This window comes from Bacillus cytotoxicus NVH 391-98 (assembly GCF_000017425.1).
Classification (GTDB): Bacteria; Bacillota; Bacilli; order Bacillales; family Bacillaceae_G; genus Bacillus_A; species Bacillus_A cytotoxicus.
On sequence record NC_009674.1, the window covers coordinates 2,462,393 to 2,477,648 of the forward strand.

Annotated in this window: 14 protein-coding genes and 3 pseudogenes; 9 read left to right on the plus strand and 8 right to left on the minus strand. The window is 37.9% G+C overall.

The window, feature by feature from the left end; translation table 11 throughout:
• The first annotated feature begins 126 nt into the window (after positions 1–126).
• The gene (locus tag BCER98_RS12055) at positions 127–417 is read left to right on the plus strand and encodes a YciI family protein (protein WP_012094813.1); all 291 of its coding nucleotides are present in this window, start codon (positions 127–129) and stop codon (positions 415–417) included.
• A gap of 156 nt (positions 418–573) precedes the next feature.
• On the opposite strand, the pseudogene BCER98_RS23505 reads toward BCER98_RS12055, so the two are convergent.
• A pseudogene (locus BCER98_RS23505) lies at positions 574–795 on the minus strand (group II intron reverse transcriptase/maturase); the annotation flags it as partial.
• A gap of 13 nt (positions 796–808) precedes the next feature.
• Here BCER98_RS23505 and BCER98_RS12060 point away from each other — a divergent pair.
• Positions 809–1,120, plus strand: coding sequence for a helix-turn-helix domain-containing protein (locus BCER98_RS12060; RefSeq protein ID WP_049759257.1), 312 nt, complete (start codon positions 809–811; stop codon positions 1,118–1,120).
• A 129-nt stretch (positions 1,121–1,249) separates the two neighbouring features.
• On the opposite strand, the pseudogene BCER98_RS23835 reads toward BCER98_RS12060, so the two are convergent.
• Positions 1,250–2,133: pseudogene (locus BCER98_RS23835) on the minus strand (transposase).
• 48 nt (positions 2,134–2,181) lie between these two features.
• Positions 2,182–2,355 carry a hypothetical protein gene (locus tag BCER98_RS22575; protein ID WP_164468637.1) on the minus strand — a complete coding sequence of 58 codons (174 nt, stop codon included), beginning with the start codon at positions 2,353–2,355 and terminating at the stop codon, positions 2,182–2,184.
• Between the two features lie 433 nt (positions 2,356–2,788).
• Here BCER98_RS22575 and BCER98_RS12070 point away from each other — a divergent pair, with 433 nt between their 5' ends.
• Entirely contained in the window at positions 2,789–3,280 is a 492-nt protein-coding gene (locus BCER98_RS12070; protein WP_012094815.1) for a hypothetical protein, read from the plus strand.
• A 648-nt stretch (positions 3,281–3,928) separates the two neighbouring features.
• Positions 3,929–5,017 (plus strand): annotated as a pseudogene (locus tag BCER98_RS12080) (tyrosine-type recombinase/integrase).
• On the opposite strand, the gene glnA reads toward BCER98_RS12080, so the two are convergent.
• From glnA to hflX, 4 genes are all read right to left on the minus strand, one after another.
• Positions 4,932–6,266 carry a type I glutamate--ammonia ligase gene (glnA, locus tag BCER98_RS12085; RefSeq protein WP_012094816.1) on the minus strand — a complete coding sequence of 445 codons (1,335 nt, stop codon included), beginning with the start codon at positions 6,264–6,266 and terminating at the stop codon, positions 4,932–4,934. The pseudogene BCER98_RS12080 and the gene glnA overlap by 86 nt on opposite strands.
• Before the next feature lie 48 nt (positions 6,267–6,314).
• Positions 6,315–6,704 carry a transcriptional repressor GlnR gene (gene glnR / locus BCER98_RS12090; protein ID WP_012094817.1) on the minus strand — a complete coding sequence of 130 codons (390 nt, stop codon included), beginning with the start codon at positions 6,702–6,704 and terminating at the stop codon, positions 6,315–6,317.
• Positions 6,705–6,871: 167 nt separating this feature from the next.
• Positions 6,872–8,143 (minus strand): methionine gamma-lyase family protein, encoded by a 1,272-nt coding sequence (locus BCER98_RS12095; RefSeq protein ID WP_012094818.1) that lies wholly within the window; start codon positions 8,141–8,143, stop codon positions 6,872–6,874.
• Between the two features lie 7 nt (positions 8,144–8,150).
• The gene (gene hflX, locus BCER98_RS12100) at positions 8,151–9,413 is read right to left on the minus strand and encodes a GTPase HflX (protein WP_012094819.1); all 1,263 of its coding nucleotides are present in this window, start codon (positions 9,411–9,413) and stop codon (positions 8,151–8,153) included.
• A gap of 92 nt (positions 9,414–9,505) precedes the next feature.
• On the opposite strand from hflX, the gene BCER98_RS12105 reads away from it, so the two are divergent.
• From BCER98_RS12105 to BCER98_RS23400, 3 genes are all read left to right on the plus strand, one after another.
• Positions 9,506–10,129 carry a trimeric intracellular cation channel family protein gene (locus BCER98_RS12105; protein WP_012094820.1) on the plus strand — a complete coding sequence of 208 codons (624 nt, stop codon included), beginning with the start codon at positions 9,506–9,508 and terminating at the stop codon, positions 10,127–10,129.
• 102 nt (positions 10,130–10,231) lie between these two features.
• On the plus strand, positions 10,232–10,369 hold the full coding sequence (locus tag BCER98_RS22580; protein WP_012094821.1) for a hypothetical protein: 138 nt from the start codon (positions 10,232–10,234) through the stop codon (positions 10,367–10,369).
• An 11-nt stretch (positions 10,370–10,380) separates the two neighbouring features.
• The gene (locus BCER98_RS23400; RefSeq protein ID WP_255815853.1) at positions 10,381–10,515 is read left to right on the plus strand and encodes a hypothetical protein; all 135 of its coding nucleotides are present in this window, start codon (positions 10,381–10,383) and stop codon (positions 10,513–10,515) included.
• A gap of 16 nt (positions 10,516–10,531) precedes the next feature.
• Here the strand turns inward: BCER98_RS23400 and spoVK are convergent, their stop codons facing one another.
• Positions 10,532–11,488, minus strand: coding sequence for a stage V sporulation protein K (gene spoVK / locus BCER98_RS12110; RefSeq protein WP_012094822.1), 957 nt, complete (start codon positions 11,486–11,488; stop codon positions 10,532–10,534).
• Positions 11,489–11,603: 115 nt separating this feature from the next.
• On the opposite strand from spoVK, the gene BCER98_RS12115 reads away from it, so the two are divergent.
• A complete protein-coding gene (locus BCER98_RS12115) occupies positions 11,604–12,563 on the plus strand; it encodes a tyrosine-type recombinase/integrase (RefSeq protein WP_012094823.1) in 960 nt (319 codons plus the stop codon).
• Between the two features lie 117 nt (positions 12,564–12,680).
• Positions 12,681–15,209 carry a Gly-Xaa-Xaa repeat protein gene (locus tag BCER98_RS12120; RefSeq protein ID WP_012094824.1) on the plus strand — a complete coding sequence of 843 codons (2,529 nt, stop codon included), beginning with the start codon at positions 12,681–12,683 and terminating at the stop codon, positions 15,207–15,209.
• The last annotated feature ends 47 nt before the right edge of the window (positions 15,210–15,256 follow it).

A 15,256-nucleotide genomic window follows, 5' to 3' on the forward strand; every position in this document is an offset into this window, starting at 1 on the left:
TTTGAAATAAATTCATACCGTTTAATCATAAAAGTAAAAAGAATAGATTTTTTTAGTTTACTAAAATACTTTTCAAAATTTTAGGTGTATAATGAATATATATATACCTAGAAGGGTGATGAAGCTATGTTTATAGTTCTTTTAAAGTATGTGAAACCATTAAATGTCGTTGAAAATTTTCTGCAAGAGCATGTAGATTTCTTAGATAAACATTACAAAAGGAACAGCTTCATTTTTTCTGGACGACGTGATCCTAGAATAGGTGGCGTTATTTTAGTTAACTCAGATGATGAGGTCGCTGTCCAAGAAATACTAATGGAAGATCCTTTTTATAAACATCAAGTTGCTGAATATGAATTAATTAAATTTACACCTACTAAATATGCCGACCAGTTTTCACCATTTATTAACAGTTAAACGTGTATATTAAAAGCAGGTCTTGAGCACTCTTTGTTCAAGACCTGCTCTTTCAATTAGTTGCGATAGGTAAGACTTTGAAGTTATCTCCATCTTTTCCCCTGCTTAACACTGTACGTGCGACTTTCATCGCATACAGCGTCCCATCTTATCCTTTTATACTAAAACAACTAGATTACAAACTTTACGGAGCTTGTTTATTTTCTTCAATTGTTTATCGTTCAATTGAAGTATTATCATATATTTTCTAATCGTCTCTTCATTTGTGGCGTGTATCAGTCTGTGAACAAATTCATGTACAATAATTAGGTTATTGAACTCGTCAGTTCCTCCCATATCCCTCGGTAGTTTGCGATGGCAGTGTGCATCATCAGCTAGTTGTAGATTTACAATGAAAACTGATCCACTTTTCGCAACGAAAATTGACCCACCTCTAAAACAGAAAATACAATTCTCTCATAGCAAAATGAGAGGAGTTGCAAGTAAGGGGATGATTACAATCGAAAAGTGGACAACCATTCGAGCATTAAAACAAGAAGGACATTCCATTCGATCTATTACCAAATTATTAAGTGTTTCAAGAAATACAGTAAGAAAAGCATTAAAGGCAGAGAAATTCCCTACTTATCAAAGAAAAGAAAAAGAAGATAAGTTAATCGCGCCATTTGAAGAAATCGTTCGAGAATATGTGGGTAAAGGATGAATCGGAACTAGAATTTTTAAAGAATTACAAGCCAAGGGGTATAAAGGTGTAACCGCTAAACTAAAGTGGTTCTTACGCACTTTTGGTGAGGATCTATATGTCCCCATGTAAAGAGATTTGGATGTTTTCCTACAAAGTTATTAACACTCTTTGTGTTAATAGTTTGCTACTCGCACGTCCATACATCATTCGTTTGATTGTTTTAAGTCGATTAATATGTCCTTCTGTTATGCCGTTACTAAATGAAAGAGAACATGCTGCAGTAATTGCTTTTATATCTTTCTCCACATAATTTATAAACGTTCGAATAGCAGGAAATGGAATATCTTTATATGTTATAAGCCAATTTGCTAAGCCTTTAGCTCGTTTTTCACGAACAATAGATGGGAAATCTTGAATCATGCGATGAACTTTTTTCAACTTAGGAAACTCTGTTCGAAATATTTCTGGTATGCTATTTTTCCACTCTTCATATTCCACCTCACTCCATATAGACCGTAAGAGATGTGATCGAGATACTAGCGATTGCGTTTTTTAAAAGCAAAATCATCAATTCCAATGTTAAATAAGTTTTGGTACGTAGACGGCTCCATTTTATAGAGTAAGCGAAGAAGTGTATCATGACTTGTTTGAAATCCTAGTGATTCCGTCACTTTAGATGCAGTTGTACAGTTTATGGATAGAACAATTTTCTGTAAAATTTCTTGCAAGCGATTCGTTTTTCGTTGATATGATTGAAGCCACGCGAATCGCTCGGTAAATATCCGTGTCGAGCATGCTGGGCTATCACAAAAGAATTTCTTTACTTGTAATTGTAAGTGAATAGATGTTTGTTGAATAGCTAAGTCTTGAACAAAACGTGTATAACGACTATGTACTCGTGATGAAATCTTTCCACAAGAAGGGCAGGGGCATGATTTACAGATGGATTTTAGGATATAAACATGAGTGTGGGCCGCTTGAAACGAAGACATAAGTTCAATACCTTCAAATGAAGGAATAACAATATATATAAAATGGAATACTCCTTTTTATCTTACTATACCATTTCTTGTATTCCTTCACCAAAAGTGCGTAAGAACCTCAATTTTGAACATCTTTTTGTAATTTGTTGTCAATCTTTGATGCACTTGCTCTTTAGTCAATCCTTTATTATCTGCTGTCTTTTTAATAAATCCTTTTACTTGAGCAGCCCGTAAATAACGATCTTGATTATCTCGTCTTTTAGGATGCATTTCATCCCCCTCTTTCTCGTAACAGTTTCATTTCTTTTATATAGTGATTGAGATTCTCTAAATTCGAAAATCGTTTAAGCAAGTTTCCGAAGTAAGGCTCGTGTTTTCCGTATTTGCAATTCCAAAGTTTTCGTGACTTATCAAAGTGATTAATGATTAAATGAATGTTTGATTCTAACATGTTGTATTTATATTATTTAGCTTCTTCATTGAATCACTTTACTTTCATGTATTCCTTTTTAATCTCTAATAAAGCCTGAATAGCTGTATCGATATTTTGGAGATCAATTTCTGTCTTCATATCTACACTCTTTCAACTTAATAGCGTTTTAGTTCAAATTGATAAAGCGGATTTTATTTTTCTGTATAAGCCTTTCTCCTTTCTAATGAATACTCTATATAGATATCTCAAAGAAAGGAGAGTAACATAAATATGGCTGATTACTTTTATAAAGATGGTAAAAAGTATTATAAAAACCAAAAAATTTCCCATTCATTTCAATCAACCAATAATTGCTTTATCGATACTCACACTATAGCCGGTTTTAGAGAAAATTTAACTGGTAATATCCCATTAACCATTACAATATTACCTGGAGCCGCTCAAACTATTTTTGAAGATTTTTCCGAAAATCCAAATTCAACTTTCCTTCAGCTATTAGTACCTGAAAAGGAACTTCCTATGACCGTAACCATTCGATCAAGAAATACTAATTCGCCCATTACCGTGACTATACCTACAGGAGCTACAAGATTTTTTCAAGTTGAAAATTTTGAAAGCCTCACCGTCTCAACCTCTAGTTCTCAACCTGGTTTTTTGAGCTTATTTATCAAAAAAACCTTTTGTATTTGCTGTAATGATCAGAACAATCATTGCAATGAATATTGCCATAGACACGACCATGATTATGATTATGATTGTTAAGTTAACTGCCAAAAGAATCCTTTTTATAAAGGGTTCTTTTGCTTTTACACCACTAACATCCAAGCATTCATGTATTCATTTATCTACCATTCCTTGTTTCTTAATAAAATAAGAATTTTGTTTAAATTCACCTTAATTTACATCTAGTTTTCTTAACATTCAAATTAACAACTGTATAATATAATTAAACTATTTGTATGAAAGGTGATTATTATGAACTGGAAACAAAAATACAATCCAAAGTATCTCTTTTACCACATGTATAGTTATATTTATAAAGCCCTTGATGATATATCATAGTCCTTAAAATAATTTATATTGTTATGAGCACACATTTTCTGTGTGCTCTTTTCACATTGCTATAAAATAACGCCTTTGTTATAAACTCATCGCTGATATGTCCAAAATGTAGTTTTATAGCGAAAAAATTACAACTGACTTACACAAGATTCAAATCATAATGAAGGAGTGTTTAAAGTGAAAGGACATATTCAAAAAAGAGGAACAAAATGGTGCATTGTTGTCGATATCAGGCCAGATCCGGAGACAGGTAAAAGAAGATAGAAATGATTTTCGGGATATAAAACGAAAAAAGAAGCTCAAGCAGATGTTGCGAAAAAAATTACTGAATCGAATGAGGGGACTTTCATTCAACCATCTAAAGTTACAGTAAAAACCTTTTTAAATGAATGGATTGAAGCTAAAAAAATTAATGTAAAGAAAAGTACCTATGATGAGTATAAAGGAATTATAAAAAATCACTTAATTCCTCATTCAGGTGAAATAAAGCTCGAAAAATCGAACGCTATGCACATTCAACGATTCTATAGCAAATTAAGTGAAGTTATGGCTGCAAATACGATTCATTTAGTTCATACAGTTCTAAGTACAGCCTTAAATCAAGCCATAAAATTTAAACTGATTCCATTTACCCCTGCAAGAATGGTAGAAAGTCCAAGAAAAGAAAAAATCTCATTCCAAGTGTGGGATGAGGAAGAGGTGAAGCACTTTATAAACGTATCTCAAAAATCACGATATCACATTGCTTATGTATTAGCAATCACTACAGGCATGCGTATGGGAAAAATCTTAGGTCTTCGCTGGCAAGATATTGATTTCAAAAACAAGACGATTTCAATCAATCATTATCTCACGACTGTAAATTAATTTTAGATACAAAAAGCCAAAAACTCTAAACGTCTAATTCCAATTGACAATGGAACTATAGAAGCACTACAAAAACATAAATTGCGTATAAACCAAGAAAAATTAAAAGCCGGACAAGCTTATCGCAATTTAGATTTTGTTGTCTGCTCTCAATTAGGCAATTTAGTATTTCGTTCACAATTCCATGTAAACTTTAAAACATATATTGAGAAGTCTGGATTAAAAATGATTCGTTTTCATGATCTACGTCATACGCATGCTACCTTATTATTGAAACAAGGTGTACATCCTAAAATTGTATCGGAACGTTTAGGTCATAAAGCTGTTTTCATTACTTTAAATAAGTACTCGCATATTTTACCTGGAGCACAAGAAGAAGCAGTAAAAACTCTCGGAAAAGCATCTTCAGATAGTCAATGGTTGCAAATCAATAAAAAACGCGGTTCCTTATTGTACAGAAACCGCGTTTTTTATTTTTTAAATATTAATAAAGAGACATATACTGATCGCGTTCCCATTGATGGACTTGCGTGCGGAACATATCCCATTCAATCTCTTTCGCTTCGATGAAGTGTTCGAGTAAGTGTTCACCTAACGCTTTACATATCACTTCGTTAGATTGTAGTGTAAGTAATGCTTGCGCTAATGTTGCTGGTAAGTCAACGATACCTGCTTCTTCACGCTCTTCTTTTGTCATTACATAGATGTTGCGGTCTACTGCAGCTGGCGGAGTTAATTTGTTTTTAATTCCGTCAAGGCCTGCTGCTAATAATGTTGCCATTACTAGATATGGATTTGCAGCTGGGTCAACACTACGCACTTCAACACGTGTACTTATACCACGAGATGCCGGAATACGCACTAATGGGCTACGGTTTTGTGCAGACCATGCTACGTAACAAGGTGCTTCATATCCAGGTACTAAACGTTTGTAAGAGTTTACCGTTGGATTTGCTACCGCTGTAAATGCTGGCGCATGTTTTAAAATACCTGCAATAAAATGACGTGCATCATCACTTAATTGTAAGTCACCGTTTTGATCGTAAAATACGTTTTCTCCATTTTTAAATAATGATAAGTTGCAGTGCATACCAGAACCATTTACTCCAAATAGTGGTTTTGGCATAAAGGTCGCGTGTAAACCATGTTTACGAGCAATTGTTTTTACAACAAGTTTAAATGTTTGAATGTCATCACATGAACGGATTGCACTTGCATATTTAAAATCAATTTCGTGTTGTCCTGGCGCAACTTCATGGTGAGATGCTTCAATTTCAAATCCCATTTCTTCAAGTTCAAGAACGATATCACGACGACAGTTTTCCCCTAAATCCATCGGCGCAAGGTCGAAGTATCCACCATTATCATTCAGTTCTAATGTTGGATTCCCTTTTTCATCAACTTTAAATAGGAAGAATTCTGGCTCTGGTCCAAGATTAAAGTCTGTAAAACCTAACGCTTCCATTTCTTTTAGGACACGTTTTAAGTTATTACGCGGGTCCCCTTCAAACGGAGTTCCATCAGCATTATAGATATCACAAATTAAACGAGCGACTTTCCCTTTTTCAGCAGTCCAAGGGAAGATTACCCAAGTATCTAAATCTGGATATAAATACATATCGGACTCCTCAATACGTACGAATCCTTCGATTGAAGATCCATCAAACATCATTTTGTTATCTAATGCTTTTGTTAATTGGCTTACTGGAATTTCTACGTTTTTAATTGTTCCTAAAAGATCTGTAAACTGCAAGCGGATGTATTTTACATTCTCTTCTTTCGCTAAACGAAAAATATCTTCTTTCGTATACTTTGCCATTATAAATTCCTCCTTAATCCCTCTAATCACCTTCAGAATCAGTAACCCTTAGTGAAAAAACCTCGAAATATCACCTTGTCGTAATGAAGTTCGATTGAATCGACCAGTATGTTGCAATTCATCTCGAAGAATTCTACGAAGCTCAGCTTTTGAAATTTCTTTTGTTTCTTCTTTTGTTTTCACTGCTTCTGTTTGATTTTCTTTCATTTGTAATACTTGTTTAACACCAGCCATGTTTAGCCCTTGATCTAACAAGTCTTTAATTTCCAACAACTTATCTACATCGTTAAATGAAAACAATCTACGATTTCCCTTTGTACGGGTTGGAGAAATCAAATTGTGTTCTTCATAGTAGCGAATTTGACGAGCAGATAGTTGTGTTAAATCCATTACAATTCCAATAGGAAACAGCGGGGCAGAACGTCTATCTTCTTTCATTGTTTCAGTTCCTCCTTCGCCTTAACTGTTTCTCATTTTATATTATGTTATGTTTGATGTCAATACATGTTAGCTTTTCTTACATGATTTTTTTGTAAATTTTTTTATTCTTTTTTAAAATCGAAAAACAAACTAAAAAAGCTGCCGAAAAAATCGACAGCTTCCCCTCAAGAAATCGTTAATAAGTTTTTTTCAATTAGCGCATCAATTGCAGAACAAATCGCAATCTTAACATGAGAATATGTTAAACCACCTTGCACATAAGCAACATATGGCGGACGAATCGGACCATCTGCCGATAACTCAATACTCGCACCTTGAATAAACGTACCCGCAGCCATAATCACATCATCTTCATAACCAGGCATATAATTCGGATACGGTGTAAAGTGCGAATTAATAGGGGATGCATATTGAATCGCTTGACAAAACGCGATCATACGCTCTTTATCATCAAATTGAACAGATTGAATTAAATCCGTTCTCGGAGCATCCCAAGTTGGCGATGTATTCATCCCTAACCTTTGTAAAAAGGCCGCGGTAAAAATCGCTCCCTTTAGCGCTTGACCAGCAACGTGCGGCGCTAAGAAGAAGCCTTGATACATCTCTTGCAAACTATATAAAGACGCACCTGCTTCCGCTCCAATACCTGGAGATGTCAGGCGATAAGCGCAAGCTTCTACATATTCTTCTTTTCCGACAATATAGCCGCCTGTTTTTACAATACCGCCGCCTGGATTTTTAATAAGAGAGCCAGCCATTAAGTCCGCGCCAACATGACATGGCTCTTGCTCTTCAATAAATTCACCGTAACAGTTGTCTACAAATACAACAACATCTGGTTTGATTTCCTTTACAAATGAAATCATTTCTTTCACTTCTGCAATTGTAAATGATGGACGAGTTGCATATCCTTTTGAACGCTGAATACCAATCATTTTTGTTTTTTCATGAATCGCAGCTTCCACTGCTTTAAAATCAACGCGCCCTTCACTTGTTAATGGAACTGCATTATATCCAATGTTATATTCTTTAAAAGAACCAACACCTTTACCACGTACACCAACAATCTCTTCTAACGTATCATATGGCTTTCCTGTAATATATAATAATTCATCACCTGGGCGTAATATACCAAATAAAGCTGTCGAAATTGCGTGCGTACCGGAAATAATTTGCGGACGAACAAGTCCAGCTTCCGCTCCAAATACATCTGCATACACTTTTTCTAACGTATCTCGCCCAATATCATCATAACCATACCCTGTTGTCGGGATAAAGTGTGAATCACTAATTTTATGTTTACGAAAACTTTCTAATACACGAAATTGATTGCTTTCAATTACTTCATCCACACGTTTATGTATGTCTTGAATTTGACTTTCTATTTCTTTTACAATTGGGGCAAGTTTTTCTCCATTTTTCAAACGATCAAACATGATGCTTCTATTCTCCTTTTCCCACTAAAAATCTTTGCAGTGATTCGTTGAGTGCAGAATGAGTAAATATATACCCTGTACACTCGTATAACAATTCAGTTTCTTTAAATACCATACTCGTTAATACCGTATCCGTTTTTAAAAGCGCCAACAACCTCCCCTCACTTGGAGGAATCTTAACTTTATACGGTTCCATCTCTTCAATCATTTTCTTTTCCACTGCCTGTTTTAAATTGAATAAGTCATTTTCTTGAAATGCACTTGTCATAAGAAAATCGCTTTTCGGAAATGGAATAAAATTTTGATGTAATTTGTCTTTCTTGTTATACACTGTAATAACCGGAATATGATCAATCCCAAGTTCCGTTAATAATTGTTTTACTGTTTGTTCATGCCCTGCATAATTCGGATCTGCAGCATCAACAACATGTAAAATCACATCAGCTTCGCCGGCCTCTTCCAAAGTCGAACGAAACGCGGCAACTAATGAAGTCGGTAAATCTTGAATAAATCCAACTGTATCAGTAAGCAATACCGTATAACCACAAGGTAATTGCATTTTTCTTGTCGTTGGATCTAACGTTGCAAACAGTAAATTTTCTTCGAATGTATCTGCTTCCGTTAATCTATTAAATAACGTAGACTTTCCGGCATTCGTATAACCAATTAATGCTACTTGGAATGTTTGATTATTTTTTCGTCGTTCGCGATATCTTTTTCGATGCTCTACAACGACTGCTAACTGCTTCTTAATTTCATCAATACGAGACCGAATATGTCTTCGATCTGTTTCCAGTTTCGTTTCACCTGGGCCTCGCGTACCAATTCCACCTCCAAGCCGTGATAACACTAATCCTTGTCCCATAAGACGCGGCATCATATATTGTAGCTGAGCCAGCTCAACTTGCAACTTCCCTTCTCTTGATTTTGCACGCTGAGCAAAAATATCTAATATGAGTTGCGTTCGATCAATGACTCTCGCATCTAAAACAGAAGATATATTACGAATTTGACTAGGTGTTAATTCATTATTAAATATAATAACATCCGGTTCTAATTCCTCTGAAAGCGTGACAAGTTCGTCTAATTTTCCTTTTCCAATATAAGTGGCTGGATGAAATTTCGGGCGCTTTTGTGTTGTGGAAAGAAGAACTTCTGCACGCGCCGTCTTTGCAAGCGAAGCAAGTTCTGTCATTGAATACATAAACCGTTCATCATCATCTTGTGGTAACTGACAACCAACTAATATGACTTTTTCTTTTTCTTCCATCAAATATATTCACTCATCCTTTTCGAATTTTAAGCCTTCTAATATAATAGCAGAGGAAGCACATTTCATCTAGTTAGCGGGGGAGAAAATTCATGGCATGGGAGATTTTTAGTATCATTGGTACAATCGCTTTTGCACTTAGCGGAGCAATTGTTGCAATGGAAGAAGATTATGATATTTTTGGGGTATATATTTTAGGAATGGCAACTGCATTTGGGGGAGGTGCCCTCCGCAATTTACTCATCGGCTATCCAATCGGCGCGTTTTGGCAACAAGATATGCTTTTTCAAATCGCGCTATTGTCAATGACAATTATTTTTTTATTTCCTAATAAATTAATTAAACATTGGAAAAGGTGGGAAAATATAACAGACTCTATCGGCTTATCTGCATTTGCAGTACAAGGTGCACTTTATGCACAAAAGCTTCATTTACCTATTAGTGCTACAATTGTTGCAGCTGTTTTAACAGGAATTGGCGGTGGTATCATTCGAGATTTACTAGCACGTCGTAAGCCTCTCGTCCTTCGTGCAGAGGTCTATGCTTTTTGGACGATTTTAGCAGGTTTTTTAATCGGCGCCAAAATAATCGTAAGTGACTGGGCTCTATATACATTGTTTATTTTCATTGTTTGCTTCCGTATGATTTCCATTCATTATAAATGGCACTTACCACATAGACGATTGGAAAATAAGGAGCGTTCCCTTCATAAATAGCAATCATACCTCTTTACTACGTAACGTAAAGAGGTTTTTTCTTTTCCATTGTTTTTTTCTCTTTAGAGTGCTCATACTAAATTTTAAAGAGAGGTGAATCTAATGACCAATCACGTAAACAAAGGAGCTCAAAAAAGCTCTGTTAATCAAATTGAACACGACCCTAATTCTGCGCATGAAAAAAGTTTGAAGATGGAGCGTTATCATAATGCCTATCAACGAAAAGCAAAAGAAAAATAGGAGGTTTTTTAATGGCTAAGGGAAATAACAAACGAAATCGCGGGCAAAGTAATAGTGTTAATCCACAAGGACTTGCATCAGATGCAGCAGATCAAAGTCCGAAAAGCAAATTAGAATACCGCGCAAAAACAAAAAATACGAAATAAAAAATAAACGCACAGTTTAGAGACTGTGCGTTTCCTCTTCAAGTGTTAAATCACTACTCGTTATCCCAATCAAATCACGTTTATCATACGCATCTTCTTGCAATAAACGCATCGCCTGTGTCCGAATGGATTTCTCCACAATATTCCGAACATATCGCCCATTGCTAAAAGATGTAATTTGGGATGAATATTTTACAGCATGTAAATGATCGCGGAACTTCCACTCCGCCTCTTTCGACAACTGATACTCTCGCTCATCATACATTCTTTTCCCAATTTCCAACAATTGATTTACTGTATAATCAGCAAACTCAATGATAAAAGGGAAACGCGATTGTAGACCTGGATTCAGAGAAAGAAAATGGTTCATTTCCCTTGAATATCCAGCTAAAATTAACACAAAACCATGTTGCTTATCTTCCATGTGCTTTACAAGTGTATCGATTGCTTCTTTCCCAAAATCCTTTTCTCCACCACGCGCTAACGAATATGCCTCATCAATAAACAAAATGCCACCCATCGCTTTTTTTATTAAATCTCTCGTTTTTTGTGCGGTATGTCCGATATATTCACCAACAAGATCAGCACGTTCTGCCTCAACTAGATGGCCCTTCGACAAAACATTCATCTCAAATAGCAATTTCCCAATCAATCTTGCAACGGTTGTTTTTCCTGTGCCAGGATTCCCTTTAAACAACATGTGTAGTACTTGTTTTTCTGATTTCAGTCCTGCTTCTTGCCTCTTTTTATTTACATAAATCCAAGCATAGATTTCTTTTATAATTTTTTTGATTTCTTCCATTCCAACAAGCTTTCCCATCTCCTCTTCAATCTTCTGTAGCATCTCATGTTTTGTAGCTGTTTCATTAGAAAGAAGCGCCTTATTTTCCGAAGCAGGTACTGAAAATTTTTTTCGGTGATTTAACACAATATTAATTTGATTATTATTTTTCTTTCGCATTGATTGTTCCATGTACTCACCTCTTTTTATCTACTTATCCAATAATACTATTCATATATTCACCTTATAAACGGCTATTTTCAGAAAAGTTTGCTATAATATAAGAAATAACTAGGGTGGTGGAACTATGGAAACAACAGAGCTCCATGATACAGTGCAAGCCTTTTCTACTTTTTTATTAAGTAAAGGTAGAAAGCCTTCAACCATTAAAAGGTACGTTTATGATATTGAAGATTTCGGACATTGGCTAAAAAAAAATAAAAGGCTTCCCTCTAGTAATATATGGTCCACACTTTGTACAAAAGACTATGAAGATTATTTTTATGATTTAAAAATGAAGCGACACTACTCCGAAAAAACAATGCACCGCGTATTTATCGTGTTGAACAGATTGTATCAATTTTTAAACCTACCAAATCCATTAAAAAATATGGAAATCGTCATTCAACCGAATCGAGCATTACGGGATGAAGATTTTATTTCACCCGAAGAAGAACAACGTTTAAAACGTATTGTTACTTCACTAGAGGGATTATCAGAAAAACAGCAATCCGTTCGTCCATTACTAATAGATCGTAATATTTCTATTTTAATTTTACTCATTGATTATGGCTTATCTTTACAAGAACTTGTATCACTAAATATGCATCATATTCATTTTGAAACAAACTCGATTTCTGTCCCTGCAGTTTCTGGGGTCGAAAGAACTATAATCTTAACTACCGACGATAAGAAACAGCTATACACTTATTATAAAAATATCCCTGAACCAGTTCGACCTAATTATCATAGCGATGATCCCTTTTTCATTGCATTTGATTTTAACCGTGGTACATATCGCTGGGTATATGAAAATGATGCACCGAAGGCACTGACTGAAATTGCAATTCAGAAAATGATTCGCCTTGAAGTAAAAAGAGCTAACTTACGTAAAGGTATTTCCAGCCAACATTTTCGAAATACATTTATTTTACGATTAATTAAACAACAAATACCTGAACAAGAAATCATAAAATTAGTCGGCTTTAAATCGAAAATTTCCTTAAAAAGATATTATCTCTATGCAACACAAACAGAAAATGCCTAAAAATAGGCATTTTCTTCATTTTTCCGGAAACAAGCCACTTTCACTAGTCCCGATTGTTTCCTGTTTGCATTTACTATTATGAATTCGTTCGTATCCCAAAAGAAAGGAGAAAAAAGAATGTCTTATTTTGATAGTCATGATAAACTACCTAAACCGTGTTTTCCTAATAATTCTGGACGCATCCCAATCTTAAGCTCCATCCCGATTTCTAAATCCCAACTTCGAACATTCCGAGCAATTATCTCCCATTTAACAAAAACCATCCCTAACCTATTCCTTAATCCTTCTCCATCGACCATTGAAGATTTTATAGATACATTATGCTTATTAAAAAAGTTTATTAAATGTTTAGAGACTTCTTCTTCTCAAAAAGCAATCGGACTTGCGATTATAAAAAATTTAATAACCATATTAGAAAATCCTACATTTGTTCCAGGCGCCGTATTTATTGAACTTCAAAACTTGGTCAACTATTTACTATACATCACTAAATTATTCCGATTAGATGATTGTATACTTGAATGCATCATTGATCAAATTGAAGAATTACAACTTATACTCATTGAATTTGCACCATTTGGAACAATTGGGCCTACGGGCGCTACTGGACCTACCGGACCTCAAGGGCCTCAAGGCGTTCAAGGACCTACAGGGGCTACTGGACCTCAAGGGCCTCAAGGCGTTCAAGGACCTACCGGCGCTACTGGACCTCAAGGGCCTCAAGGCGTTCAAGGGCCTACCGGCGCTACTGGACCTCAAGGGCCTCAGGGCATCCAAGGACCTACCGGCGCTACTGGACCTCAAGGACCTCAAGGCATCCAAGGACCTACCGGCGCTACTGGACCTCAAGGACCTCAAGGTATCCAAGGGCCTACCGGCGCTACCGGACCTCAAGGGCCTCAAGGCGTTCAAGGACCTACAGGGGCTACCGGACCTCAAGGGCCTCAAGGCGTTCAAGGACCTACAGGGGCTACCGGACCTCAAGGGCCTCAGGGCATCCAAGGACCTACAGGTGCTACTGGACCTCAAGGGCCTCAGGGCATCCAAGGACCTACCGGCGCTACTGGACCTCAAGGACCTCAAGGCGTTCAAGGACCTACCGGCGCTACTGGACCTCAAGGGCCTCAAGGCGTTCAAGGGCCTACAGGGGCCACTGGACCTCAAGGGCCTCAGGGCATCCAAGGACCTACCGGCGCTACTGGACCTACCGGACCTCAAGGCATCCAAGGACCTCAAGGCATCCAAGGACCTACCGGCGCTACTGGACCTCAAGGACCTCAAGGTATCCAAGGGCCTACCGGCGCTACCGGACCTCAAGGGCCTCAAGGCGTTCAAGGACCTACAGGGGCTACCGGACCTCAAGGGCCTCAAGGCGTTCAAGGACCTACAGGGGCTACCGGACCTCAAGGGCCTCAAGGCGTTCAAGGACCTACAGGGGCCACTGGACCTCAAGGGCCTCAAGGCGTTCAAGGACCTACCGGCGCTACTGGACCTCAAGGACCTCAAGGCGTTCAAGGACCTACCGGCGCTACTGGACCTCAAGGGCCTCAAGGCATCCAAGGACCTACAGGGGCCACTGGACCTCAAGGGCCTCAAGGCATCCAAGGACCTACAGGGGCTACCGGACCTCAAGGGCCTCAAGGTATCCAAGGACCTACCGGCGCTACTGGACCTCAAGGGCCTCAGGGCATCCAAGGACCTACAGGGGCCACTGGACCTCAAGGGCCTCAAGGCATCCAAGGACCTACAGGGGCCACTGGACCTCAAGGGCCTCAAGGCATCCAAGGACCTACAGGGGCCACTGGACCTCAAGGGCCTCAAGGCATCCAAGGACCTACAGGGGCCACTGGACCTCAAGGGCCTCAAGGCATCCAAGGACCTACAGGGGCCACTGGACCTCAAGGGCCTCAAGGCATCCAAGGACCTACAGGGGCCACTGGACCTCAAGGGCCTACTGGCGCTACTGGACCTCAAGGGCCTCAAGGTATCCAAGGGCCTACAGGGGCTACCGGACCTCAAGGTATCCAAGGACCTACAGGGGCTACTGGACCTCAAGGACCTCAAGGCGTTCAAGGACCTACCGGCGCTACCGGACCTCAAGGGCCTCAAGGCATCCAAGGACCTACAGGGGCTACTGGACCTCAAGGGCCTCAAGGCATCCAAGGACCTACAGGGGCTACCGGGCCTCAAGGTATCCAAGGACCTACCGGCGCTACTGGACCTCAAGGGCCTACTGGGGCAACAGGAGCTAGCTTTCCAGTCGCAACAGCCGTTCTACAAAATTCTAACTCTCAAACTGTAGATTTAGGGGAAAATTTCGTCTTTAGCACAAGTTCTAACCTTAGAAATATTAATTTCAATGGGACTGACACACTTACTATTCTTGAAGATGGCGTTTATGTTATCAGTTTTTCAATTTCTATCACTGCACCTGCTTGCGCACCATTCGGAGTAGGTATTTCGCAAAACGGAGCTGTACCAAGTGATAATTTCTCTGGTAATGTAATTGGTTCTTCTCTTTCTTTCACAACAATTGAAACATTGACAGCCGGCACAAATATCACTGTTCAATCCACTCTAGGTGAAATCTCAATTCCTGCTACAGGCGATACTAACATCCGACTTACTATATTTAGAATCGCTTAACCTAAATCATGTTTCTTGTTATTTCCATGAAAGTGCAAGATAAATAA

Coding starts and splice junctions, on each gene's coding strand:
- BCER98_RS12055 (WP_012094813.1), top strand. CDS start 127: ATGTTTATAGTTCTTTTAAAGTATGTGAAACCATTAAATGTCGTTGAA.
- BCER98_RS12060 (WP_049759257.1), top strand. CDS start 809: ATGAAAACTGATCCACTTTTCGCAACGAAAATTGACCCACCTCTAAAA.
- BCER98_RS22575 (WP_164468637.1), bottom strand. CDS start 2,355: ATGCATCCTAAAAGACGAGATAATCAAGATCGTTATTTACGGGCTGCT.
- BCER98_RS12070 (WP_012094815.1), top strand. CDS start 2,789: ATGGCTGATTACTTTTATAAAGATGGTAAAAAGTATTATAAAAACCAA.
- glnA (WP_012094816.1), bottom strand. CDS start 6,266: ATGGCAAAGTATACGAAAGAAGATATTTTTCGTTTAGCGAAAGAAGAG.
- glnR (WP_012094817.1), bottom strand. CDS start 6,704: ATGAAAGAAGATAGACGTTCTGCCCCGCTGTTTCCTATTGGAATTGTA.
- BCER98_RS12095 (WP_012094818.1), bottom strand. CDS start 8,143: ATGTTTGATCGTTTGAAAAATGGAGAAAAACTTGCCCCAATTGTAAAA.
- hflX (WP_012094819.1), bottom strand. CDS start 9,413: ATGGAAGAAAAAGAAAAAGTCATATTAGTTGGTTGTCAGTTACCACAA.
- BCER98_RS12105 (WP_012094820.1), top strand. CDS start 9,506: ATGGCATGGGAGATTTTTAGTATCATTGGTACAATCGCTTTTGCACTT.
- BCER98_RS22580 (WP_012094821.1), top strand. CDS start 10,232: ATGACCAATCACGTAAACAAAGGAGCTCAAAAAAGCTCTGTTAATCAA.
- BCER98_RS23400 (WP_255815853.1), top strand. CDS start 10,381: ATGGCTAAGGGAAATAACAAACGAAATCGCGGGCAAAGTAATAGTGTT.
- spoVK (WP_012094822.1), bottom strand. CDS start 11,488: ATGGAACAATCAATGCGAAAGAAAAATAATAATCAAATTAATATTGTG.
- BCER98_RS12115 (WP_012094823.1), top strand. CDS start 11,604: ATGGAAACAACAGAGCTCCATGATACAGTGCAAGCCTTTTCTACTTTT.
- BCER98_RS12120 (WP_012094824.1), top strand. CDS start 12,681: ATGTCTTATTTTGATAGTCATGATAAACTACCTAAACCGTGTTTTCCT.